Source organism: Burkholderia sp. 10_S31 (assembly GCF_056930375.1).
Map to the genome: position 1 here is coordinate 2,323,916 of NZ_JBXOWK010000001.1, position 25,322 is coordinate 2,349,237.

Sequence of the window (25,322 nt, forward strand, 5' to 3'; positions counted from 1 at the left end):
CGTGGCCGTGCGCGTGCCGATACGGGATTGGACACCACGGCGAACGGCGCGTCTGTGAGCGACCCCACCGAACGCCGATCTTCACAGGAAACGGGATTCGCCCCCCCGACGCGCCGACGTGTGCGACGCGGCACGCATCATCACGACCGGCCGACCGACACGTTCGCGTACGATCGCGCGGCCGCATCCGGCGTGGCCGGATCGGCGATGCGCGCGACCGGCCATGCGGAGTCGCGCCCCAGCGCCTGCATGCACAGGTCGATCACGATGTCCGTGCCCACCGCGCCGTACACCGCGTGGTCGACCTGCGGCTCGAGGTGCAGGCGCACGTGACGCGAGCGCCGGAACGCGTGCTCGATTGCGCCGAAGTGACGCCGGACATCGTCGATGCCGGGATCGAGCGCGCCATACACCAGCGTCGTCCAGACGTTGCGCTGCGCAAGTTCATGCATCACGCCGCGGGGCGTGCCGCTGCGCGGCTTCCAGCCGACCCGCACTGCGAGCTCCTTCGCCGGCACGCTGACCCGCGCGATCGCATTCGCGGCCACCGCCCGGGCAATCGGACGCAGGTCGCGCCGCTCCCGCACGAGGCGTTTCCACTTCTGCCAGTCGCGCACCGACAGCCAGTAGCCGCGCACCGAGTTGTTCCGCTGCTTCTGTACCGCATCGAGCGTGAGCCCGGCCGGCCACACGAAGCGCGCGAGATTGACCGCGATCACGCCGCCGAGCGACGATGTCTTCACGGCCGCATGCAACGCCGCGTAGGCGCCCGAACAAATGCCGGCAGCGACCACCTCCGGATGACCGAGCGCGCGCAGCCAGTCCGCGGCAGCGGCCACGTCGTCGCTCGACTGCGTCGAATACACGATGCCCGACTGGTCGTCGAGCGCGGCGGGCCCGCTATCGCCGACGCCATGCACGTCGATCCGCAGCGTCGTCACGCCGGCACGCGCCAGCGTGCGGGCAAGCCGCACGCTGAAGCGCCCTTCGCCGCTGCGCGGATTCGTCGACGTGTTCGCGATCACGACCGCCGGGCCGACCGGATTCGCCGGTCGCGTATCGGCGGGACGGCACAGCACGCCGACCAGCCGGTCCGGTCCGACCGCGACGACCTGCTCGGTCATGTCGTTCATGTCGAGCGCGACGGCCGATTCGCCATTCCATGTCGGGTCCGCTCGCGACCCGGTATCGGCGCCGGACGGCGTACGCGGTGCGCGTTCGGCAATCCAGTTCGCGAGCGTGTCGATCGCCGCGAGCGGCAGGCGCGAGCGCGTACCGTCCAGCATCGTCGTCGCCCATTCGCGGAACGGATCGCTCGCCACATGCACGCCGCGTGCGAGCAACGCGTCGCGCAATGCCGGCCCGTCGCCCTGATCGGGCTGGATCAGCAGCATCGCGCCGGGCAACGTCGGCGCATCGCGCACGACGTCGCATAGATCGACCGCCTTCAGCGCATTGACGAAATCGACGGGAAAGCGGTGTCCGAGCACGTTCATGCACGGTTCGTCGCGATGCGCGGCGCGGATGGCCGGCGATGTGATGTCGAGCCACTGGCGCTGCACGAACGACAGCTCGCGCAGGAAGGCGCGGCCACGCACGACCGGTGCAAGCGCCACCAGCGCATCGACGCGCGGCGACGGGCGCGGGCCCATGCCCGCGGCGGCCAGCATCGCGAACAGCGCGCCCGCGCGAATCCCGACGAGCGTCAGCGCGGTCACGCCGGCCTGGTCGCGCAACAGGTCGATCGCGTCGTGAATGCTGCCGATGCACGCGGCATGCCGATCGGCGTCGCGATCGTCGCCCGCCGAGTCACCGGTGCACGGATAGTTGAATCGCAATACGGTGACGCCGTCGCGGGCCAGCCGCTCCGCGATCGCCCGCATCAGCTTGTGCGTCCACGAAGCCTCGTGCCCCAGCGATTCGCACAGGATCACGCCTTGTGTCGTCTGTCCTTCGTGCAGCCACCCCACGCAGCTGCCGAACGTTATCGGCTTCAATCGGTACTCCTCGGATCGGTCTTTGTTATCGAATGCGGACACGCGTTCCGGCGGCGCCACCGGAATCGACCATTCCACGATCATGCGACTACGGCTTCCCGGCTACGGACTACCGCCGCGCCCCTGCGCGACCCGTTCGCCCTTCGTCATGCGTCGTCCTGCCCCCGGTGCCCGGGACGGCGGTTCCCGGCCCGAGTCATCGCCAGGCCCTGTCCGCCCTCAACCAAAACAGTGCGCTCGATTAGAGCACCCGGCCCGAGTGCCCTTCGGTGCGCCAGCTTACAAATGCATTCGCCACTGCGTCGATACAACGATGCGCGCACGGAATCCGCGAACGGTAGGCTCGCGAACACAGTCGTCTCGCGCGGCCCGTATCATTGCCGCTATACGATGTGGCCGTGTCCGGCATCGCCGGACGCAACCGGCGCCCGCCGGAACGGACCGCAAACCGATGCAGCCGGGTCAGCGCCGACCGGCCGCGCGAGTGCACGGCGGCCCGCACTACACCGCCATGCGACACCCACGGCGCCGACCGAGCGAATGTCAAACCTCAAGAAGAACTTCCTGCTGCTGCTGACGTTGCAGATCTCGATGTACGCGGTGCCACTGCTGATCGCACCGCTGCTGACGCACGCACTGGGCCCGGAAGGCTACGGGCAGCTCGCGTTCTCGCTTGCCGTCATCGCGTATCTGACCAACTGCACGAGCTACAGCTTCGACCTGACCGCCACGCCGCGCATCGCGCTCGCCCGCGACAACCGCGCCGAACGCTCTCGCATCTTCTGGGCGACGCTATACGCGCAGATCGGCATCGCGGTGATCTGCTTCGTCGTGCTGGTCGCGCTGACCTTCCTGGTCGAGCGCTTCGGCGAGGACCGCGACCTGCTGCTGATCGGCTTCGGGATGGTGGCCGGCGTGGCGTTCACGCCAGGCTGGTATTTCCAGGGCATGGAGAAGCTGCGCGCGTTGAGCGTGATCCTGTTCATCGGCCGCATCCTGAGCCTGCCCGCGATGTTCGCGCTCGTGCACAACCCGGCGGACATCGACCGCGCGATGATCGTCAACGCCGCCGTCCCGACGCTGTCCGCGATCGCACTGGCCGCCTACCTGTATCTCCACCGCGAGATCGACTTCGTTCGCGTGGGCTTCACCGACATCGCCGAATCGCTGAAAGGCGGCTGGCAGGTGTTCCTCGCATCGACGTCGATCGCGTTCTATGCATCGACCAACACCGTGCTGCTCGGCTTCGTGTCGGGCAACGTCGCGGCCGGCTACTTCGCTGCAGGCGACAAGCTGATCCGCGCGGCGCTCAGCATGCTGCAGCCGCTGAAGGCCGCCACCTATCCGCGCATCAACTACCTGATGCGGCATGCGCGCAACGACGCGTTCTCGTTCCTGCGCAAGCTGTTCGTCGTGCAGGTCGCGATGGTGCTCGGCATCTCGCTCGCGATCTTCTTCGGCGCGCCGCTCGCCGTGCGCATCCTGTACGGTCCTTCGTACGAACCGACGGTCCAGGTGCTGCGCTGGATGGCATTCATCCCGTTCATGGCCGGCATGACCGACCTGTTCGGCGTGCAGACGATGCTGCCGCTCGGGATGAAGTCTGCGTTCACGCGAATCCTGATGTCATCGGGCATTCTGAACATCGTGCTGGTGCCCGTGCTCGCGAAGTACTTCGCGGAACTGGGCGCCGCCGCCGCCGTGCTGACGGCCGAGGCCGCGGTTGCCGCGGCGCTCGCGACCGTCGTCTATCGCGCCGGCATTCCGCTGCCCGGCAGCCCGGTCGCGCGGCGCGGCTAGCGTATCGTCCGTGCGGCCCGGTTTGCTCGGGCAGCCGGAATCCGACGATGTGCCATTCGATGTGCGCGCAACGAACCGCATCGTGCGGATGCACGCTTCGCGCCTTCTTTCTCTTCCTGACGCCCTCACTCAGGTACTTCTTACTCCGCAGCAGACGCTCGATCGGGAACGATGACCGCCTTTTTCCCGTGCTACGCAATTGCATCGAAAAAAGATCGTACGTATCGGTAGAAACACCGATGCTGTAGTCAAACTACATTCGTACGATTGGTCGCTGCAGAGAATCGCTACATCCGATTCGGCAGTGTCGGGCGGTCCGCGTCGCCTCCCGCGTTGTTCGATCGGGCCCAACCGGCCGTAACGATTCCCCGCCTGGCCTGGCATGCCGACGCGCAACCACCCTGCATCGCCAGCCGACTGCGTTCGATGCGAATCCATCGGACGTGCGCAGCTCCAGACATCATCCGAACAACCGGCAATACGATCATGGAGAGCAACATGCGGGACAAACTCTGGCCGGCCGCCGTGCTGGCCGCGACCCTCTGCACCAGCGTCTATGCGGCCAATGTCGATTTCGATTCACGGGGCGACGCCGCCGACGCGTTCGCGTCGTCCGCTTCGCAACGGCGCGCCGACCTCCTCGTGCGCGAGATGACGCTCGACGAGAAACTGCAGTTCATTCATTCGCAATACGAAATGTCAAAAGTGCCGGGCGGTGGCGCCGGCTACATTCAGGGCGTGCCGCGCCTGGGCATTCCCGATCTCGACATGGTCGACTCGGCGACCGGCTCCGGCAGTACGTCGCAGGCCAGCACGACCTTCCCGGCGACGATCGCCGTCGCCGCGAGCTGGGATCGCCGGCTGTCGTACGACTACGGCAAGGCGGTCGCGATCCAGTTGCGCGCGCAAGGGTTTGGCATGGGTCTCGCCGGCGGCACCAACCTCGCACGCGAGCCGCGCGGCGGCCGGCTGTTCGAGTATCTCGGCGAGGATCCGCTGCTCGCCGGCGACCTGCTCGCCGAGCGCACGCTTGCCACGCAGCGGCAGAAGGTTATCGCGACCATCAAGCACTATGCCGGCAACGAACAGGAGCATGGCCGGATGGGCGGCAACACGCAGATCGACGAGCGCACGCTGCGCGAACTCTACCTGCTGCCGTTCGAAATCGCCGCGAAGCGCGGGCGGCCCGGCAGCGTGATGTGCAGCTACAACCGCCTGAACGGCACGTATGCGTGCGAGAACAACCACCTGCTGAACGACGTGCTGAAGAACGAATGGGGCTTCCAGGGCCAGGTGCAGTCCGACTGGGGTGCGACGCACAGCACCGCCGCCGCGATCAACGCCGGGCTCGACGAGGAAGAGGACGTCGGCCCCTCCGTCTACCTGACGCCGGCCGCCGTCAAGCAGGCGATCGCGAACGGCTCGGTGTCGACCGTGCGCCTCGACGACATGGTGCGCCGCAAGCTGGCCGTGATGATCCGCGTCGGCGTGATGGACGATCCGGCCAAGGGTGGCGGCACGATCGATTTCGCGGCCGCGAACCGGTTCGCGCAGGGCGTCGCCGAGCAGTCGATCGTGCTGCTGAAGAACGACGGCAATCAGCTGCCGCTGGCGGCGTCCGCGCTGTCGCGCATCGCCGTGATCGGCGGCCACGCCGATGCCGCCGTGTTGTCGGGCGGCGGCTCGGGCAACACGCGCGATCCGGTCACCGGTTCGTTCGCGGGCTGCGGCGGGCTGACGTTCGGGTCGTCGACGGGCTGCAGCTGGTGGCGCAATCCGTGGCTCAAGGTCGACGTGCCGATCGTCGCGGCGATCCGCGCGCTCGCGCCGGCAGCGCAGGTCACGTTCGCGGGCAACAGCGACCAGCAGTCGCCGTTCCGCGCGTACACGCAGCAGGAAATCGACCAGGCCGCGGCGCTCGCCGGGCGCTCGGACGTCGCGATCGTCGTGGTCGCGCAGCCCGCCGGCGAGGATTTCGGCGACCTGCAGAGCCTGAGCCTCGCAAATCCGTCGAACCAGGACGCGCTCGTCGAAGCGGTCGCGCGCGCGAATCCGCACACGATCGTCGTCGTCCAGAGCGGCAATCCGGTGCTGATGCCGTGGAAGGACAACGTGTCGGCGATCGTCGAGGCGTGGTATCCGGGCGAAGGCGGCGGCAAGGCGATCGCGAACGTGCTGTTCGGCGCGGTCAATCCGTCCGGCAAGCTGCCCGTCACGTTCCCGGCGCGCGACCAGGACACGCCGACGTGGGGGCAAAGCGGCGCGTTCGAGAGCGACCCTGTCTACGCCGAAAAGCTGAACATGGGATATCGCTGGTACGACGCACGCAACGTCAAGCCGATGTATGAATTCGGCTACGGGCTGTCGTACACGCACTTCGCGTATTCGGGGCTGTCGGTGTCGCGGCAACAGGACGGATCGCTCAGCGTCGCGTTTACCGTGCGCAATGACGGCCGCGTCGCCGGCGCGGAAACACCGCAGGTCTATCTCGGCGTGCCGTACAAGGACGAACCGCCGAAGCGGCTGGTCGGCTGGGAGAAAATCCGGCTGAACCCGGGCGAGGCGCGGCATGTGCGCGTGATCGTGTCGCCGCGGATGCAGAGCGTGTGGGATACGTCGCGCAATGGCTGGCGCATGGTGCCGGGCGGGACCGTGTATGTCGGCGCGTCGTCGCGGGATATCCGGCTGCAGGGGAACTGAGCGGCGATAAAGTGACCGGAGGCGCCGCGTGCGGCGCTTCCGTTTTCCATGCCCGAACCGCTCTCCTCGGCCTCGCATGCCGCCTACCGGAGCAACAGCGCCGGCAGCGTCGCCAGCGCGGCGATCCCCGCCGCCATACCAGCCATACCCGCCAGATGCGCAGCGACCGCGAGGCCCGCGGGCAACCGCATCGTCATTCGCTCCCTTCCAGCGTGTCCAGCAACGGCCGCGCGAGATGCGGCACCTGATACACCGTACCGGCGCAGCCGTCGTCCGGCTCATGCTCCGAAACGCGCCCCGCGTCGGCCTCCAGCGCGCCGGATCGACATCGACGGCCGCTGCGACGACACCCGCCCGGCCCGCCGTCTCGCGATTGCGCGCGATCTCCCGCGCAGCCAACTCGATGCGGCGGTCATCCTTCAGCATGACCGCCAGCGCCTCGACGGCGAGACGATCCTGTCGGAATCGTTCGGCTGGATGGCCGCGGCCGATTTCGAGTACCATCCGCCGCAACCGCTGCGGCTCACCACGCAGGCCGAGCCTTGCAGCATGCGGCGCATGGCGGCCGACACGGGGCGAATCGCGAACGCGGCGTCGCCGTTGGTCTGCGTGACAGTGCCGAATCCCGGCCCGATGCGGCGCGCGTCGCGGGCGGGTTCGCCCGCTGCCCCGCCCGCTCGCGGTATCCTTCTCACATGCCGTCGCGTTGCCGCCCCGTTCATCGGCCGGCCCCGCGACGGGCATGTGGATGCGCGGACCGCGCAGCGCATTCGCCCCGGCCGAGACAGAAAGCGCCCGCCGTGCGGGCAACCCATTGCATGCTCCGTGCATGCCGACAACGATCAACGTGACTTACACCCTATCCGCCTCCCGCACGACCGAGCTCGAAATCCGCAAGAGCCGTTTCATCGCATACGCGATCCCCGTCGACGACCGCGACGCCGCGATGCAGGCAATCCAGCGCCTGCGCGACGAGCACCCGACCGCCACCCACGTGTGCTGGGCGCTGCTCGCGGGCGGGCAATCCGGCATGTCGGACGACGGCGAGCCGTCGGGCACCGCCGGCCGGCCGATCCTCGAAGTACTGCGTCATCACGATCTCGACGGTGTGCTCGGCGCGGTCGTCCGCTACTACGGCGGCGTGAAGCTCGGCGCGGGTGGCCTGGTGCGCGCCTATACGGATGCGATCGCCTCCGCGCTGCTCGACGCCGAGCGTATCGAACGCATTCGCCACACGCGGTTCGCGATCGAAATCGGCTATCCGGACGAAGCGCGCGTGCGCCGCTGGATCGAGCAGGCGGGTTACGAGCTGGCGGACAGTGCGTACGGGATGACGGTGAGGCTCGTGATCAAGCTGCCGGAAACGGTCGAAGCGGCAGCGAAAACCGAGCTGTTCGACCTGACGCAGGGGCGCTCGGGCTTCCCTGACCTGTAATGCGCTGCCGACCGCAGTGCGTCGGCGCCACGGATTCGCAACGATCCCCGCGAAAATTCAGATACACGCGGCACTAATTCAGGTGCGCCGGCGCATGGCGAATCCTGCGCCGACCGCGCGGGAAATCTTCGGGCAGGGTTACAGCGATCGCGCGACGCTGTTCACGATCGGCGCGAAATATCGCGATCCGGCGACGGGCGCCACGGGGGCAGCCGCGCGCTCGCCTGGATCGCGGACCGCGACCGTGGCGCGCTCCTGATTTGGGCGTGACGCGCGCCGCGTTGCACCGCGCGCCCCTGTAGCCGCTCCGATCGGCCCGAACCACTCACGCTCAATAAGTATCCGGCACGATCATGTCGTCCGGCGTCGGCCGGCGAATGTAGTCCTCGTGATGCTCGCGCTGCGGCAAATCGATCGTCGGGCGCGGCACCTCGTGATACGGCACCTGGGTCAGCAGATGGTGGATGCAGTTCAGGCGCGCGCGCTTCTTGTCGACCGCCTGCACGACCCACCACGGCGCCTCGGTGATATGCGTGCGCTGCAGCATTTCTTCCTTCGCGGCCGTATAGGCTTCCCAGCGGCGGCGGCTCTCGAGGTCCATCGGGCTCAGCTTCCACTGCTTCAGCGGATCCTCGATCCGGCTCTGGAAGCGCACTTCCTGCTCGTGATCGGTGATCGAAAACCAGTACTTGACGATCTGGATCCCGCTGCGCACCAGCATCTTCTCGAACTCGGGCACCGAGCGGAAAAATTCCTCGTATTCGTCGTCGGTACAGAAATTCATCACGCGCTCGACGCCTGCGCGGTTGTACCAGCTGCGATCGAACAGCACGATCTCGCCGCCGGCCGGCAGATGCGCGACATAGCGCTGGAAATACCATTGCGTGCGCTCGCGGTTGCTCGGCGCCGGCAGCGCCGCCACGCGGCACACGCGCGGATTCAGGCGCTGCGTGATGCGCTTGATCGCGCCGCCCTTGCCGGCCGCGTCGCGCCCTTCGAAAATCACGACGAGCCGGTGCCCCGTGCTCACGACCCAGTCCTGCAGCTTCACGAGCTCGCCCTGCAGCCGGAACAGCTCGCGGAAATACTGCTTGCGCGCTTCCCGGCGCTCCGGCGAAAACAGCAGATCCTCGTGGTCGTCGAAGCGGCGGTCGTCGAGCTCCATTTCGAGTTCTTCGTCGTATGCGTCGACGAGGTCTTCCTCGAAGCGGCGCTGGCGCGACTCCAGCGATGCCGTATCGGTGAAGTTGTCGGTCTCGGTGCGGGTATCGTTGTCGCCCATGGGGCCTCCTTCCTTCAATTGACGCAGCCAAACTCCACCATTATCCCAGCGTCGTGCGTCAAATTGATGAAAAAGGGGCCGACCATGTTGCGGCCGTCGCCCATCGGCTGCTCCGGCAACGGCGGCGCCGGTGCGGCCGGACAGCCCTAGCATGAAAAATGCCGGGCGCGAGCCCGGCATCGAGCGCCGTCGGCACGACCGCCTCGGCGGTCGCGCGTCGGGCCTGCGTCACCGAATGATCCGCGTAACGCCGCGCCCGCGCGGATCGGCCATCGCCTCCGGCGTCTTGCCGTCGATCTTGATCACCTGGATGTCGCCGCTGAAGTCCTGCCCCTTCAGCGTGTAGCCACGTGCCTCGATCTGCTTCGCGAGCTCGCCCTCGATCGGATGGTACGGCTCCCAGAAGATCGTGTTCGGCGGCAGCAGCTGATGATGGAAGCGCATCGCGCCGACAGCCTCCTTCAACGGCATCTTGAAGTCGTAGATGTTGTTGATCACCTGGAAGATCGACGTGAAGATTCGCGAGCCGCCCGGCGTGCCGATCACGAGCGACACCTTGCCGTCCTTCGTCATGATCGTCGGCGACATCGACGACAGCGGACGCTTCTTGGGCTCGATCGCGTTCGCATCGCTGCCGACCACGCCGAACATGTTCGCGACGCCAGGCTTCGCAGAGAAGTCGTCCATCTCGTCGTTCAGCACGATGCCGGTGCCGTCGGCGATCACGCCCGAACCGAAATAGCCGTTGATCGTGTACGTGTTCGACACCGCGTTGCCCCACTTGTCGACGACCGAGAAGTGCGTCGTCTCCGCCTTCTCCGGCATCGACGTGCCGAGGCCCGGCTGCACGCTCTTCGTGTCGGACGGTTCCTTCGGATTGACCTCCGCCGCGCGCTTCGCGATGTACGCGTCGTCGGTCAGCTGCGCGATCGGCACCTTGTAGAAATCAGGATCGCCGAGGTATTGCGCACGATCGGCGAACACGCGCTTCTCGATCTCCGCGATCAGATGGATGTACTGCGGCGAATTGAGCGCCACGCCGTCGAAGTCCTTCTTCAGGTCGGCCTTCATCTTCAGCAGTTGCACGAGGCCGATGCCGCCCGAGCTCGGCGGCGGCGCGGTGATCACGTCATAGCCGTTCCATTTCGCCTGCACCGGCTGGCGCCACACCGCGCGGTATTGCGCGAGATCCTCGGTGGTGATGAGTCCGTTGCCGTCGCCGGTCTTCATCGACGCGGCAATCAGTTCTGCCGTCTTGCCCTTGTAGAAACCTTCGGCGCCGTCGTTCGCGATGCGCGTGAGCACGCCGGCAAGATCGGGCTGCTTGAAATTCGTGCCGGCCTTCATCGTCGAGAAGTACTTGTCGAAATTGGTCTTGCCGCCGAACTCCTTCGACGCATCGACACCGCGCTGCGCCAGCTGTTCGTCGACGACGAAGCCGTCGCGCGCATAGTGGATCGCCGGCGCGAGCACCTGCTTCCACTTCAGCTTGCCGAAGCGCTTCTGCGCTTCCCACATGCCCGCGACCGTGCCCGGCACGCCAACCGCGCGCGGGCCGTACAGGCTCATGCCCTTGACGACGTTGCCGTCCTTGTCGAGGTACATGTCCTTCGTCGCGGCGAGCGGCGCGCGCTCGCGGTAGTCGATGAAGTACGGCTTGCCATCCTTGTAGATCGTCATGAAACCGCCGCCGCCGATGTTGCCGGCTTCCGGATACGTGACGGCCAGCGTGAACGCGATCGCGACAGCCGCGTCGATCGCGTTGCCGCCTTCCTTGAAGATCTGCTGCGCGGCGTCCGCGCTGTACTTGTCGGCCACCGCGACCGCCGAGCTCGTCAGGACCGCCGGCTGCGGTCCTTTCGCATAAGCCGGCGCGTTCGGCAGGAAGCCGACACCGGCCACCGTCGCGAGCACGACGGCGGAAGTCTTGAAGCGATTCAGCGTAGTCATTGCATGTCCCCCATGTGGATCTCCTTCAGGCAGGAAAGGCGCCTGATCCGCACGTATCCGCTGGCACACCGGAGGATATGTGCGGCTTCGTAGTATAGGGGGACAAAAAGGGTCGAACACGCGACGCACGACGAACACGTGCAGATTGTGCGGGCCCGGTCGCACATCCGGTAGAAACGGACACGCGTATCGGTCGAAATTGCGCACTCCGCTCGTTATCGCGCAATGCACAAATCCGAAAGTTGCAAAACTCACGGCCGCTCATGCTGCGCATGCAAAAAATCTGCGATCGAACCGCCCGCTGCGCGGGCCGATCTGAGAAGATAGCGCCCCGCTTTCGCGACGCATCGTTGCTGTCGCTCGCACGCCGCTTCACGTTTCTTCGTTTCGTTCCCTATGGCATCACACAATGCGCATCACGCGTCCGGCTTCGCAGCCGGTGTCGTCGCCGCCGTCCTCGTTGCGCAAACCGGCGCGACCGGCCCCTTGCACACAGGTCTGCTCGCCGCGTTCGCGGCCGGCGTCGCGGGTGGCACCGCGCCCGACTGGCTCGAAGTCGCGTGGTGGACCCGCAAGCGCCGCCTGTGGATCACGCACCGCACCGTCACGCACTGGGGCATCGGCTGGATCGCGCTGCTCGCGCTCGGATGGCACGGACTCACGCATCATCCGCATCCGCTGTGGGCCGCGCCGCTGTTCGGTTTCGCATGCGGCGGCGTGATGCACCTGCTCGCCGACTGGCCGAATCCGCTCGGCGTGCCGTGGATCTGGCGGCGCCACTCGCTGAACCTGTGGAACAGCGGACATTGCGACCTGATCGTCGTGGCCGCCGCATGGGGCGGCGCGCTGTGGCTTGCGCAGTCGCTGTGGACGCGCGCACCGTTCCTCGAACACTGGCTCGGCTGGCTGCATCGCGTGTAATTGCGCGCCGTTTTTGCCGCCGCTGCGCCAGCGCAACGGCGACGTCGAGGCGATCGCGCGCGTGTAGTCGCGTGCAGTCGACGCATCGCGCCGTTGACCCGACGCCCCTCGACCGCAGCCGCCTCCTTCCGCCGGGCCGGCGCCCGTGCACGCCGGCGCCCGTGACCGAACGGACGCCGTTGCCGTTGTCCGCGCACACCCGCACACCTGTTGAAACGCCGTCACCGCGCCTCATCTGCATCTGCGACGCGTGCATTCCCCCGCCCGCGGTGCCCGGCACGCACACGCGACGTCTGGCACACTGACGATTCGCGCGCGGCCGCCCCGTGCGCTCGCACCCCATTTCAACGCTCCGATGGACGTCACCGCCACCCGCCCCGCCAACGCGCTCGACGTGTTCCACCCGGCCGTCGCCGCGTGGTTCCGCCGCACGTTCGCCGCCCCGACCGGCGCGCAGGCGCTCGCGTGGCCGCACATCAAGGCCGGCCGGTCGACGCTCGTCGCCGCGCCGACCGGCTCCGGCAAGACGCTCACCGGATTCCTGTGCGCGCTCGACGACCTCGTGCGCGATGCGCTCGCACACGACGGCGCGTTGCCCGACGCGACGCTCGTCGTCTATGTGTCGCCGCTGAAGGCGCTGTCGAACGATATCCACGTGAACCTCGACGCACCGCTCGCCGGCATCGCCGAGTCGCTCGCGCAGCTCGGTCTGCCGGTGCCGGCGATCCGCACCGCCGTGCGCACCGGCGACACCACGCAGGCCGAACGCGCGGCGCTGCGCAAGCGCGCGCCGCACATCCTCGTGACGACGCCCGAGTCGCTGTACGTGCTGCTGTCGTCGACGTCGGGACGACAGATGCTGTCGAGCGTGCGCTCGGTGATCGTCGACGAGATCCACGCACTAGCGTCGTCCAAGCGCGGCAGCCACCTCGCGCTGTCGCTCGAACGCCTCGACGCACTGGCAGGCCGCGCGTTGCCGCGCATCGGGTTGTCGGCCACGCAGAAGCCGATCGACGCGGTCGCGCGCTTCCTGGTCGGCGGCCCGATCGATGCGCCGCGCGACTGCACGATCGTCGACACCGGCCACACGCGCGAACGCGACCTCGCGCTCGAACTGCCGAACGTGCCGCTCGAACCGGTGATGGCAACCGACGTGTGGGAACAGGTGTACGACCGGATCGCCGCGCTCGCCGCCGCGCATCGCACGACGCTCGTATTCGTGAATACGCGGCGCACCGCGGAGCGCATGGCGCGCCATCTCGCCGATCGCCTCGGCAAGGACGCGATCGCCGCGCATCACGGCAGTCTCGCGAAGGAACATCGCTTCGACGCGGAACAGCGGTTGAAGCGCGGCGAGCTGAAGCTGCTCGTCGCGACCGCATCGCTCGAACTCGGCATCGACATCGGCGACGTCGATCTCGTGTGCCAGGTCGGTTCGCCGCGCGGGATCGCACCGTTCCTGCAGCGCGTCGGCCGCTCCGGGCACCATGTCGGCGGCGTGCCGAAGGGCCGCCTGTTCCCGCTGTCGCGCGACGAGCTGGTCGAATGCGCGGCGCTGCTCGACTGCGTGCAACGCGGCGAGCTCGACGCGTTGCGGATTCCCGAGGCACCGCTCGACGTGCTCGCGCAGCAGATCGTCGCCGAAGTCGCCTGCGCGGAATGGCGGGAGGACGCGCTGTACGCGAGCTTCACGCGCGCGGCGCCGTATGCGCGCCTGTCACGCGAACGCTTCGACGACGTGATGAAGATGCTCGCCGAAGGTTTCACGAGCCGCCGCAGCGTACGCGGCGCGTATCTGCATCGCGACGTGGTCGGCGGCACGGTGCGCGGGCGCCGCAACGCGATGATGACCGCGACGACATCGGGCGGCACGATTCCCGACATGGCCGACTACGCGGTATTGCTCGAACCGCAGGGCATCCAGGTCGGCACCGTCAATGAGGATTTCGCGATCGAGAGCCTGGCGGGCGACGTGTTCCAGCTCGGCAACCAGTCGTACCGGATCATTCGCGTGGAAACGGGCCGCGTGCGCGTCGAGGACGCGCAAGGCCAGTCGCCGAGCATTCCGTTCTGGCTCGGCGAAGCGCCCGGACGCAGCGACGAGCTGTCGGCGGCGGTCGGCCGGCTGCGCGCACGGCTCGACGGGCTGTTCGCCGAAGGCGATCGGCAAGCGGATGCCGGTGGACGCAAACGCGCGAGCGGCGATGCGGCCGGCAAGACCGGCGCGCCCGGCAAGGCCAGGCAATTGCCGGAAGCCCATGCCGTCGCCGATTCGCGAAGCAACGCCGACGGCCCCGCGATCGGCCCGGCCGAAAACCGCCTCGTGCCGGCGCTGCGCTGGCTCGTCGACGATCTGCACCTGTCGCGCGACGCAGCCAGCCAGATCGCCGACTATCTCGCGCGCACGCGCTCGGCACTTGGCGCGCTGCCGACCCAGGACACGCTCGTGATGGAGCGCTTCTTCGACGAATCGGGCGGCACGCAACTGGTGATCCATTCGCCGTTCGGTAGCCGCATCAACCGCGCGTGGGGGCTCGCGCTGCGCAAGCGCTTCTGCCGCAGTTTCAACTTCGAGCTGCAGGCCGCCGCGACCGACGACGCGATCATTCTTTCGCTGTCGCTCGCACATAGCTTCGCGCTCGACGAAGTGTGGCGCTACCTGCGCTCGGCCAGCGCCGAGCACGTGCTGGTCCAGGCGCTCCTCGACGCGCCGATGTTCGGTGTGCGCTGGCGCTGGAATGCGACGACCGCGCTCGCGCTGCCGCGCTTCACCGGCGGCCGGCGCACCGCCCCGCAACTGCAGCGGATGAAGAGCGAAGACTTGCTCGCGACCGTGTTCCCCGATCAGGTCGCGTGCCTCGAGAACATCGTCGGCGAACGCGAGATCCCGCACCATCCGCTCGTCGACCAGACGCTCGACGATTGCCTGCACGACGCGATGGATACCGACGGCTGGCTCGCGCTGCTGCGCCGGATCGAAAGCGGCGCGATCGAGCTGATCGCGCGCGACCTGCCCGCGCCGTCGCCGCTCGCGGCCGAGATCCTGAACGCGAAACCGTATGCGTTCCTCGACGATGCGCCGCTCGAGGAGCGCCGCACGCAGGCCGTGCAATCGCGCCGCTGGAGCGATCCGGAATCGGCCGACGATCTCGGCGCACTCGACGCCGACGCGATCGACGCGGTGCGCGACGAAGCGTGGCCGCTCGTGCGCGATGCTGGCGAAATGCACGACGCGCTGCTCACGCTCGCGTGCGTCGCCGACGGCGAAGCTCAGGCGAACGAAGGCTGGCCCGACCGGCTCGCGGAACTGGCCGAACGCCGTCGCGCGACGAAGCTCGTCACGCCGGACGGTACCGCGCTGTGGGTGCCGATCGAACGGCTGGTCTGCATGCGTGCGCTGCATCCCGACGCACGCGTTGCGCCCGCGCTGAAGGTGCCGGCCGCTTGCGCGACGCCATGGGAAACCGACGCCGCACTCGTCGACGTGATCCGCGCACGGCTCACCGGCTTCGGACCGCTGACGCTGGACGCGATCGCGCGGCCGCTCGGCCTGCCGCCTGCGGTGATCGCGACAGCGCTCGCGGCACTGGAGCGCGAAGGCTACGTGATGCGCGGCCGCTTCACGCCGGGCGTGACGGCCGACGAATGGTGCGAACGCCACCTGCTCGCGCGCATTCATCGCTATACGGTCAAGCGGCTGCGCCGGGAGATCGAACCGGTCGAGCGCGCCGATTTCATGCGCTTCCTGTTCCACTGGCAGCACCTGACGCCCGACACGCGCGGCACGGGCCGCGACGCGCTCGCAGCCGTCGTCGAGCAGCTGGAAGGCTACGAAGCCGCGGCGAGCGCATGGGAAGACGCGCTGCTGCCCGCGCGGCTGACCGACTACACGGCCGGCGGCCTCGACGAGCTGTGCCGCTCCGGCAAGCTCGTGTGGACCCGCATCGGCGCACCGGCCCGCGCGGCGGGTACGCCCGTGAAGACGACGCCGGTCGTGCTGCTGCCGCGCCGCCACCTCGGCGCATGGCAGGTGCTGCGCGACCCCGATGCGCAACCGACGCTGTCCGCGCGCGCGACGCAGGTGCGCGACGCACTCGCCGCGCACGGTGCGATGTTCTTCGATGCGCTGCTCGACGAGCTGCACATGTTGCCCGTCGAACTCGAACAGGCACTCGGCGAACTCGTGTCGGCCGGTCTCGTGAATGCGGACAGCTTTGCCGGACTGCGCGCACTGCTGAAGCCGGCAGTCAAGCGCAGCGCGACGTATGCACCGCGCACGCGACGCGGCGGCGCACTGATCGGCGGGATGGACGATGCGGGCCGCTGGGCGCTCGTGCAACGCGTTTCGGCATCGAACGACGCGCCAACGCCGGCACCGAAGCGTAGTGTGCCCGCGACCGATCCCGATGCGCTCGAACACATCGCCTGGACGCTGCTGCGTCGCTATGGCGTCGTGTTCTGGCGGTTGCTCGAGCGCGAAGCCGACTGGCTGCCGAGCTGGCGCGAACTCGTGCGCGTGCTGCAGCGGCTCGAAGCACGCGGCGAGATTCGCGGCGGACGCTTTGTCGCGGGGCTCGCGGGCGAGCAGTTCGCGCTGCCTGAAGCGATCCCGATCCTGCGCGAACTGCGTCGCCAACCTGGCGACGGCCAGTATGTGTGCGTGACGGGCGCCGATCCGCTGAACCTTGCCGGCACGCTGCTGCCCGGCGACAAGGTGCCCGCGCTGGCCGGCAATCGCGTGCTGTTCCGCGACGGCGTGCCCGTCGCGTCGCTCGTGTCGGGCACGTTCCACTACGCGCCCGAACTGCCGCCCGCCGCGCGCGAGGATGCGCGCCTGCGCCTCGCACGGCGCTACTGACATCGGCTGACACGCGACACGTCGCGGACTACTGAACGCCGCGCGGCATCGACGCACCCGTTCGGGTAGCATCGAACGATTCACCGCGCGAGCGACTGCAGAACGACCGCGCCCAGAACAAGCCTTCCGGAGACTGCTGTTCATGCCCTCGCATGCCGATTCGCCCGCCGTTCATCACGTCGGCTCGCTGACGATTTTCCAGGGCGCTGCGCTGTATATCGGCGCGGTGCTCGGCACCGGCGTCATTGCGTTGCCCGCGCTCGCCGCCGAGGTTGCGGGCCCTGCGTCGCTGCTCGCGTGGGCCGCGCTCGTCGTGCTGTCGGGGCCGCTTGCGGCCACCTTCGCGGCACTTGGCGCGCGCTACCCGGACGCGGGCGGTGTATCCACCTACGCGCGTCGTGCATTCGGGCCGAAGGCCGCGGCGATCGTCGGCTGGTGTTTCTATTTCGCGGTGCCGGCCGGTGCGCCGGCCGCCGCGATGTTCGGCGGTGCATACGTCGCGGCCGTCACGGGCGGCGGGCATGCGACGGTCATCGTCACGGCCGCTGCACTGATCGCCATGGTGTCGGCCGCGAATACGTTCGGCGTCACGGTGTCGGGCCGCATGCAGCTCGTGTTGTCGGCGCTGCTCGTCACGCTGCTGCTGGCCGCGGTGCTCGCGTCCGCGCCGCATGCACGCGCGGAGAACCTGCATCCGTTCGCGCCGCATGGCTGGCTCGCGGTCGGCCAGGCTGCGGCGCTGCTCGTGTGGAGCTTCGCGGGCTGGGAAGCAATCACGCACCTCGCCGCCGAGTTCCGCCGGCCCGCACACGACATGCCGCGCTCGGCCGCCATCGCGGTCGTGGTCGTCGGCTTCCTGTATCTGTCGGTCGCGGCCGCGAGCGTAGCGGTGCTCGGGCCGTCGGCCGGCGCATCGGGCGCGCCGCTTGCGGAACTGATCGCGGGCGGCATCGGCGGTCACGCGCAGGTGCTGGCGGCCGCTGCCGCGCTGCTGCTCACGCTCGGCACGATGAATGCATATTTCGCGGGTGCGGCCAAACTCGGCGCGGCGCTCGGGCGGGATGGCGCGCTGCCCGCGTGGCTCGCGCAAGGCAGCCAGGTCGGCGGCGTGCCGCGCCGCAGTCTCGGCGTGATCACCGTGCTGGCAGCCGTCGCACTCGCCGCGACGACGCTCTCGGACGTCGGGCCGAAACCGCTCGTGCTCGTCACGTCCGGCTGCTTCGTGATGGTGTACGGGCTCGGCGCGGCTGCCGCGCTGAAACTGCTGCCGCGTGGCGGCATCGCGTACCGCTGCGCGTGGATTTCGCTGGTCGCCGTCGCCGGGCTGTTCCTGACGACGGGGTGGTATATCTTGTGCCCGCTGCTGCTCGCGTGCGGTGCGTTGCTTTACCTGCGGATGGCCGGGCAGCGCACATGATCGTGTGCCGATGCCCGCGAGCGGATGAACATGCACCCGCTTGCCGCGATGCGATGCGCCAGCCCGCCGCGAACGGGCCGCGCACCGTTTCGCCGAACACGTCAGGCTGGCACCAGCTCGAAACTGAGCCGCTTGCCGAGTGCGGTGGCCGCGCTCGCGAGCGTCGCGAGCGTGAGGCTCGTGTCGGTTTCATCGAGCAGACGATTGAGCGCGGCGCGGCTGGTCTTCATTCGCGCGGCCATCGCGGTTTTCGTGATGTGCTGCGCCTTCATCTCCTGCCCGATCTGCCACGCGATCACGCGCTTGATCGCGGTGGCGGTGGCCGCTTCGAGATGGCCGTCTTCCTCGAGGAAGGTGTCGAAGTCGCTGCCGATATGCGGATTGTTCGTGGTCGTCATGGGTACTCCAATACATGGCGTTGCCGGCCGGCACAGCGGCGAACCGCACGTGCCGGCGCAACCGGGAAATTCAGATGGCGCGCGTGAGCGCTTTCAGCCGCGCGACGGTCACGTCGAGATCGTCGGACGGCGTGGCCTGCGACTGCTTGAAGAACGCGTGCAGCAGCACCATCGTGTCGCCGACGACCGTGAACAGCACGCGCGCGCTTTGCCTCGGCAACATCACGCGGATCTCCCACAGATCCTTCGACATCTTCCGGACCAGCGGCATGCCGAGCGGCCAGCCCAGTTGAACGGTCTTGATCTCTTCGCCGATCACCCTGCGCTCGATCTGCCCGAGCGCGTTGAGCCATTCGCGCACCGGTTCGTTGCCACGCGCGGTGCGGAAGAACCGCACGCCGAGCGTGAACTGCATTTGCTGTCTCACCATCGTCGTGTCATCGATCGTACCAAAAACGATACGATATGCCAAGCACGACGAGACCCGCTACTGACCGAACGGCTAACGAATGGCGGTGAACGAACGACGGCCGGACGACACGTGGCCCGGCCCTGCGCGGCGTCTCAACGTTCGCGGCGAACCGGCTTGCGCGCGCCGCGCGGCGCGCGATGCGCTCGCGCATCGCCGAACCGCGCCTGCGCGATTTCACGCACGGCGTCGATGAGCGTCCGCGCGACGGGCGACGGTTGCGCATCGGTGCGCAGCACGAGCCCGACCGGTTCGTCGGTGCCCGCGGACGGCAGCGGCAGGCGCGCGAGCGCACCGGCCGACAAGTCGTATTCGGCCGCATAGAGCGGCACGAACCAGACCGCGTCGTTCTCGAGCGCGAGCGCGCGCGCGACCGACACCGACAGCACCTCGATGAACGAATCCAGCGGCGGCGCGCCGCATGCGCCGAGCAATTGCTCGGCCGACTGGCGGATCAGCGTGCCGAACGGCGGCAGCACGACCGGATAGTGCGCGAGTTCGACGGCCGGCGTGGCACTGGCCAGCAGCGGATGGCCGGCGCGCACGACCGCGACGAGCGGCTCGTTGTACAGCTGCTCGAACGCGAGCCCGATCATCCGCTCCGGCTCCGACAGGCGCCCGATCGCGCACTCGATCGCCCCCGCCTTCAGCCGCTCCAGCAGTTCGGCATTCGCGGCTGTGGCGATCCGCACGACGACGCGCGGCCAGCGTGCGGTCAGCGCCTTCATCAGCGCGGGCGCGAGCGATGCCGCAACCGTCGGCAGCATGCCGATCTCGAGCGTCGCCGCGGCCGCGCCGCCTTCGCGCGCGAGCAGCCCGACGCCCTGCCGCAACGCCAGCACGCACGCGTTCGCATGCGGGATGAACAGTTGCGCTTCGCGGGTCGGCTGCGCGCCGTGCCGCCCGCGTTCGAACAGCTTCACGCCGAGAATCGACTCCAGTTCGGCGATCGTCTTCGACACGGCCGGCTGCGTGATCGACAGGCTTTCGGCCGCCTTCTGCACGCCGCCCAGCTGCGCGACCGCGAGAAAACACTGCAGGTGTCGGAATTTGACGCGGCCGTCGGCGATACGGTTATTCATAACGAGTGGTTATGCAAGTGGCGATGTTGTGTCATTTTGCATAACTTTCCGGAAAGCCCCAAGCATTCGGCGCGGCGTCATGCATGGCGCCGCAGCGCGTGGAATCCGGTCGGCTCCCAGATCCGCTTCGCGATCAGCAGGGCCGTACCGCGCTTCTGCCCGAGCGGCGCGGACGACGATTCCGCATGCAGCGCGGCCACCTTGCTGCTCAGCCGCCGCAGCTCCTGCGCGAGTTCCGCGGCGGCCGCCTCGGTCAGCATCCCTTGCGAAAACGTCATCGTCTCGCCCGGGCCGTCGAAACGGCTGCCGAGAAAGTCGTCGAGCACGTGCGCACGGAAATATCGGCGGATCGGCCCGCCCGGCAGCCAGTCGAAATCGCGTGCGACGCGCACGCGGATGCGATCGCCCGGCAGCAGCGCGATCACGTTCATCCGGTCGAGCATCAGCAGGTATTTCACGCACTCGGCCTGCGTCAGGCAGTAGGCCGATACGATGTCCTGCACGGTCCAGTAGTTGACCGCGCAGACGGCGACGAGCAGCAGCTTCTCGTCCGACACGAGCAGCGCCTCCTGCTGTTCGGTCAGCACGCGCAATCGCGGCGCCGATGCCGACGCCTCCTGGACCAGCTCGGCGAGCGTATAGCCGAGCAGCTGCGCGATCTCCGCGATGCGCTCCAGCGTGAAGCGGCCGCTCGCGAACAGCCGCTTCACGCTCGTCTCGGACACGTCGAGCGCACGCGCGACGTCGCGGTAAGTCATTCCCTGCGCCTTCAACTGGCGCTTCAACGTTTCGATGAGTTGGGCGGTCTCGGTCATGTTGGTATCGAAAAATGATGCTCGAGGTCGGATATTAGGCTACTCAAGCATCCAAACAAGCACTTTCAGGTACTTGTCAGCATAATCCGCTCCGTCCTGTCACTCACCGACGGAGCCGCGATGAGCACCCGAACCGACACCACCGCTTTCGACCTGCATCCCGCCGCACCGCGCGACGCTCGCGACACGGATCGCACGCTGCCGCTCGCCACGGTGCGCACGCTGGCCGCCGGCGCGCACGTCGGGGATCTCGTGTTCATCCGCGTGCCGGCCGGCGCGCCCCGCGACGCGGCAGGCAACGCGGGCGCATGGGCCGATCGCTTCGGCATCGTCGTCGATACGTCGGGCAACGAGCCGCTGATCGCCGAGCCGGCCTTTGCGCGAACGAAGCTCACGCCGCTGTCGCGCTTCGTCGCCCGCGCCGACGGCGGACGCATCGCACTGGCGCGCCGCGTCGCCGCACCGACCGCCGACGCGCAGCGCACCGTGCACGCGCTGGCCGAACGGCGGATCGACGCGCTGCTCGGCAGCCGCTTCAGCCTGCTGGCGCGGCGCGGGTTCTGCGCGAACTACGTGAGCGACGTGCTCGGCGCCGAGCACGCCGCGACACCGGCCGCGCTGCTGTGCAGCGGCACGCTGTCGCTCGAATTCGACGGGATCGTCTTCGATCCCGCCCGACCGTAACGACCAAGCACCCAGGACAATCGACGGGCACGCTCGGGGAGACCGGATAACAACAACAACGAAACACAAAAAAAGCAGCGACGGGCTGGCTGGAGGGCCGTGCACGGAGTCGTCACCGACGACGCGAAGCCCGATCGCTTTTTCCGCCGGACAGGCCGCCTGTCCGGCGGATTTTCATTGGCGTCGCCGAACATAACGAATGGTTATGCGATTTGCGAAAAAAGGTCATTTTGCATAACTTTCCGGATTGGCTAAAGTCTTGCCATCCACTTCGCGAAATACCTACCTATCAGGAGACGCCCGATGGATTCCCCCACGATCCTCACGCCGCGCGACTGGCCGTCGCATCCCGCGTATGTCCACCCCGAGTACCGTTCGTCGGTGAAGCGCGGCCCGACGCGCCCGATGATCCCGTTGAAGGAAAAGCTGCGCGACCAGTACGCGCCCGTCTACGGCGCCGAAGATCTCGGCGCGCTCGACCATGATCTGACGAAGAACGCCGTGAAGAACGGCGAGCCGCTCGGCGAGCGCATGGTCGTCACCGGCCGCGTGCTCGACGAAGGCGGCAAGCCCGTGCGCAACACGCTCGTCGAGGTATGGCAGGCGAACGCGGCCGGCCGCTACGTGCACAAGGTCGACCAGCACGACGCACCGCTCGACCCGAACTTCCTCGGCGCGGGCCGCTGCCTGACCGACGACGAAGGCCGCTACCGCTTCCTGACGATCAAGCCCGGCGCATATCCGTGGGGCAACCACCCGAACGCGTGGCGCCCGAATCACATCCACTTCTCGCTGTTCGGCGACTACTTCGGCTCGCGCCTCGTCACGCAGATGTACTTCCCCGGCGATCCGCTGCTCGCGTACGACCCGATCTTCCAGGGCACGCCGGAAGCGGCGCGCGACCGCCTGATCTCGCGCTTCTCGATGGATATCACCGAAGAAGGCTATGCGCTCGGCTACGAATTCGACATCGTGCTGCGCGGCCGCGACGCTACCCCGATGGAGCGCTGAACCATGACGACGCTGAAGCAAACCCCTTCGCAGACGGTCGGCCCGTACTTCGCATACGGCCTGTGCCCGCAGCAATACGACTACGACCTGAAGAGCCTGTTCACGCCGACGATCGCCACGCCGGACGCCGAAGGCGAGCACGTGCTGCTGGTCGGCCAGGTGTTCGACGGCGACGGCAACGTCGTTGGCGACGCGGTGCTCGAATTCACGCAGGTGGACAGCGCCGGCCGCTATCCCGCGTCGCGTGACGACATCGCGAAGTCCGGCTTCACGGGCTTCGCACGCGTCGGCACGGGCACCGATGCGCAGCAGCGCTTCGTCGTCGCGACGGTGAAGCCGGGCCGCATCGCCGCCGACGAAGCACCGCACATCAACGTGACCGTGATGATGCGCGGGATCCTGACCCACGCATTCACCCGTGTGTATTTCGATGACGAAGCCGCGGCGAACGCAGCCGATCCGGTGCTGAACCTGGTGCCGGCCGAACGCCGCGCGACGCTCGTCGCGAAGCGCGACGCGCAGCCGGGCCGGCCCGTCGTGTACCGCTTCGACATCCGCATGCAGGGGCCGGACGAAACCGTGTTCTTCGACGTGTGACACGCAAGCCGGCGCACGCCGGCTGCTCGCACCGAACCGCCGTGTGGCGCGATACCGACAGGCATCGCGTCGCGCGGCGGTTTTTGTTTTCGGGCAACAACATTCGATGCTGTGTCGCAGCACGCCCGAACGGGATCGCAGCTACCGATGTTTGAGGGTCTCCGACCCCGCCATCAAACGCGCGATTGAAACGCATGCTGCGAGCGCATATGAATCGTTTGACGTGCACGATATCGTTTGCGCGTTATGCGGCGTATGCTTTGCTATCCATAACGCACCGATGGAATTGAATCGGAATAAGAAACAATTTCACGAGTCAATGCGCGAGCGCTGCCCCGATGGCCGGTCGCGCATTTTTTCTGACCGGGTGCCTTCAAACGCGTCTGACCGAATCCTGGCAGGCGCGTTTTTTTGTGCGCGCGGCGACGGCCAGCGCGGTGCGCCGCCCCCGTTACTATCTTCACGCCCCGATAATTGGGGCTTTGGCCAGCCAGGCCCGGCATGATTCTCGCCCCCAGTCGCAGTCATGATCCGGGGGGTGTTGTCACCGGGCCTGGTGGGTGGCTGGTGATCGCTGATAGGGGTTTGGCCGGGATATCCCGACGCCGTCCGTAACGTGGATGCCGAGACTTGCCACCGTTGTTGCAGGCCAATCCGTTCACTCTGCATAAACTTCGATGCAAGACACTCAACAACGTGACGCCGTCGATATCTTTGTCGGCGTCGATGTCGGTAAAGGCCACCATCACGCCGTGGCACTCGATCGGAACGGTAAGCGCCTGTACAACAAGGCTCTACCCAACGACGAGGCCAAGCTGCGCGCCCTCATCGCCGAACTCAAGACTCACGGTCGACTGCTGTTCGTCGTCGATCAGCCTTCCACCATCGGCGCGCTTCCTGTAGCCGTCGCCCGCGCTGAAGGCGTACTCGTCGCCTATCTGCCCGGACTGGCCATGCGCCGCATCGCTGATTTGCACGCTGGCGAAGCCAAGACCGACGCCCGCGACGCCGCGATCATCGCCGAAGCCGCTCGTTCGATGCCGCATACGCTGCGCTCGCTTCGCCTGGCCGACGAGCAGCTCGCCGAACTCACCATGCTCTGCGGCTTCGATGACGACCTCGCCGCTCAGGTCACGCAAACCAGCAACCGCATTCGCGGCCTGCTTACTCAGATCCATCCAGCGCTCGAGCGTGTTCTCGGACCGCGCCTTGACCATCCGGCGGTACTCGATCTGCTTGAGCGCTATCCGTCGCCCGCCGCGCTTGCCGGCACCAGCGAGAAAACGCTCGCCAATCGCCTGACCAAGCTCGCTCCTCGCATGGGCAAAGGCTTAGCGGCCGAGATCGTTCAGGCACTGAGCGAACAAGCCGTGACCGTGCCCGGCACGCAAGCCGCTACCATCGTCATGCCCCGTTTAGCCCAACAGCTTGCGGCCTTGCGTCAGCAACGCGACGAGGTCGCTGCCGAAGTTGAGCGACTGGTGCTTGCTCACCCTCTTTGGCCGGTCCTGACCAGCATGCCGGGAGTCGGCGTCAGGACTGCCGCCAGACTCCTGACCGAAGTTGCCCACAAAGCCTTCGCCTCGGCTGCACACCTAGCAGCCTACGCAGGCCTCGCGCCAGTCACCCGACGCTCAGGCTCGTCGATCCGTGGCGAGCACCCATCCAGACGGGGCAACAAGGTGCTCAAGCGCGCCTTGTTCCTATCCGCCTTCGCGGCCTTACGGGACCCAGTCTCACGGGCCTATTACTCGCGCAAGATCCAGCAAGGCAAGCGTCATAACCAAGCGCTCATCGCGCTCGCACGGCGACGCTGCGACGTTCTGTTCGCCATGCTGCGTGACGGCACCATTTACCAACCCAAGTCAGCCCTTAACGCTTGACGAAGGACATAGGGGCACCCCCC

The 25,322-nt window shown here is 67.6% G+C and carries 18 protein-coding genes; 11 read left to right on the plus strand and 7 right to left on the minus strand.

The genetic code is table 11. From position 1 onward, the window contains the following. Positions 1-140: 140 nt before the first annotated feature. Positions 141-1,997: a serine aminopeptidase domain-containing protein gene (locus AC1Z3W_RS10405; protein ID WP_057928327.1), complete on the minus strand. Its 1,857-nt coding sequence runs from the start codon at positions 1,995-1,997 to the stop codon at positions 141-143. Positions 1,998-2,537: 540 nt separating this feature from the next. Between AC1Z3W_RS10405 and AC1Z3W_RS10410 the strand changes: the two genes are divergently transcribed. The 4 genes from AC1Z3W_RS10410 (at position 2,538) to AC1Z3W_RS10425 (ending at position 8,191) form a co-directional block, all read left to right on the plus strand. Beyond that, positions 2,538-3,797: an oligosaccharide flippase family protein gene (locus AC1Z3W_RS10410; protein WP_483507548.1), complete on the plus strand. Its 1,260-nt coding sequence runs from the start codon at positions 2,538-2,540 to the stop codon at positions 3,795-3,797. A gap of 498 nt (positions 3,798-4,295) precedes the next feature. Continuing rightward, entirely contained in the window at positions 4,296-6,497 is a 2,202-nt protein-coding gene (locus tag AC1Z3W_RS10415) for a glycoside hydrolase family 3 C-terminal domain-containing protein (RefSeq protein WP_483507549.1), read from the plus strand. Positions 6,498-7,326: 829 nt separating this feature from the next. Next, positions 7,327-7,932 (plus strand): IMPACT family protein, encoded by a 606-nt coding sequence (locus AC1Z3W_RS10420; RefSeq protein ID WP_409364311.1) that lies wholly within the window; start codon positions 7,327-7,329, stop codon positions 7,930-7,932. A gap of 94 nt (positions 7,933-8,026) precedes the next feature. Further along, entirely contained in the window at positions 8,027-8,191 is a 165-nt protein-coding gene (locus AC1Z3W_RS10425; protein WP_483507550.1) for a hypothetical protein, read from the plus strand. Between the two features lie 72 nt (positions 8,192-8,263). On the opposite strand, the gene ppk2 is transcribed toward AC1Z3W_RS10425, so the two are convergent. Both ppk2 and ggt read right to left on the minus strand, forming a co-directional pair. Next, positions 8,264-9,214, minus strand: a complete 951-nt coding sequence (gene ppk2, locus AC1Z3W_RS10430) for a polyphosphate kinase 2 (RefSeq protein ID WP_057928282.1) — start codon at positions 9,212-9,214, stop codon at positions 8,264-8,266. Between the two features lie 228 nt (positions 9,215-9,442). Then, a complete protein-coding gene (gene ggt, locus AC1Z3W_RS10435; protein WP_057928283.1) occupies positions 9,443-11,164 on the minus strand; it encodes a gamma-glutamyltransferase in 1,722 nt (573 codons plus the stop codon). 396 nt (positions 11,165-11,560) lie between these two features. Here ggt and AC1Z3W_RS10440 point away from each other — a divergent pair, with 396 nt between their 5' ends. The 3 genes from AC1Z3W_RS10440 (at position 11,561) to AC1Z3W_RS10450 (ending at position 18,360) form a co-directional block, all read left to right on the plus strand. Next, positions 11,561-12,085: a metal-dependent hydrolase gene (locus AC1Z3W_RS10440; RefSeq protein WP_057928284.1), complete on the plus strand. Its 525-nt coding sequence runs from the start codon at positions 11,561-11,563 to the stop codon at positions 12,083-12,085. A 355-nt stretch (positions 12,086-12,440) separates the two neighbouring features. After that, positions 12,441-16,943, plus strand: a complete 4,503-nt coding sequence (locus AC1Z3W_RS10445) for an Lhr family helicase (RefSeq protein ID WP_483507551.1) — start codon at positions 12,441-12,443, stop codon at positions 16,941-16,943. 142 nt (positions 16,944-17,085) lie between these two features. Then, positions 17,086-18,360: an APC family permease gene (locus AC1Z3W_RS10450; RefSeq protein WP_057928286.1), complete on the plus strand. Its 1,275-nt coding sequence runs from the start codon at positions 17,086-17,088 to the stop codon at positions 18,358-18,360. A 101-nt stretch (positions 18,361-18,461) separates the two neighbouring features. Here the strand turns inward: AC1Z3W_RS10450 and AC1Z3W_RS10455 are convergent, their stop codons facing one another. The 4 genes from AC1Z3W_RS10455 to AC1Z3W_RS10470 form a co-directional block, all read right to left on the minus strand. Continuing rightward, a complete protein-coding gene (locus AC1Z3W_RS10455; protein WP_006758577.1) occupies positions 18,462-18,758 on the minus strand; it encodes an XRE family transcriptional regulator in 297 nt (98 codons plus the stop codon). Positions 18,759-18,828: 70 nt separating this feature from the next. Continuing rightward, positions 18,829-19,188, minus strand: a complete 360-nt coding sequence (locus AC1Z3W_RS10460; RefSeq protein ID WP_483507552.1) for a type II toxin-antitoxin system RelE/ParE family toxin — start codon at positions 19,186-19,188, stop codon at positions 18,829-18,831. Positions 19,189-19,322: 134 nt separating this feature from the next. Next, on the minus strand, positions 19,323-20,309 hold the full coding sequence (gene pcaQ / locus AC1Z3W_RS10465) for a pca operon transcription factor PcaQ (RefSeq protein WP_057928287.1): 987 nt from the start codon (positions 20,307-20,309) through the stop codon (positions 19,323-19,325). Between the two features lie 77 nt (positions 20,310-20,386). Beyond that, on the minus strand, positions 20,387-21,124 hold the full coding sequence (locus tag AC1Z3W_RS10470) for a helix-turn-helix domain-containing protein (protein WP_057928288.1): 738 nt from the start codon (positions 21,122-21,124) through the stop codon (positions 20,387-20,389). Between the two features lie 120 nt (positions 21,125-21,244). Here AC1Z3W_RS10470 and AC1Z3W_RS10475 point away from each other — a divergent pair, with 120 nt between their 5' ends. The 4 genes from AC1Z3W_RS10475 (at position 21,245) to AC1Z3W_RS10490 (ending at position 25,299) form a co-directional block, all read left to right on the plus strand. Continuing rightward, on the plus strand, positions 21,245-21,808 hold the full coding sequence (locus AC1Z3W_RS10475) for a YiiX/YebB-like N1pC/P60 family cysteine hydrolase (RefSeq protein WP_057928289.1): 564 nt from the start codon (positions 21,245-21,247) through the stop codon (positions 21,806-21,808). Between the two features lie 303 nt (positions 21,809-22,111). Then, positions 22,112-22,819 carry a protocatechuate 3,4-dioxygenase subunit beta gene (gene pcaH / locus AC1Z3W_RS10480; RefSeq protein ID WP_057928290.1) on the plus strand — a complete coding sequence of 236 codons (708 nt, stop codon included), beginning with the start codon at positions 22,112-22,114 and terminating at the stop codon, positions 22,817-22,819. Positions 22,820-22,822: 3 nt separating this feature from the next. Further along, positions 22,823-23,416, plus strand: coding sequence for a protocatechuate 3,4-dioxygenase subunit alpha (pcaG, locus tag AC1Z3W_RS10485; RefSeq protein WP_057928291.1), 594 nt, complete (start codon positions 22,823-22,825; stop codon positions 23,414-23,416). A gap of 677 nt (positions 23,417-24,093) precedes the next feature. Further along, the gene (locus tag AC1Z3W_RS10490; protein WP_124618186.1) at positions 24,094-25,299 is read left to right on the plus strand and encodes an IS110-like element ISBma3 family transposase; all 1,206 of its coding nucleotides are present in this window, start codon (positions 24,094-24,096) and stop codon (positions 25,297-25,299) included. Positions 25,300-25,322 lie beyond the last annotated feature (23 nt).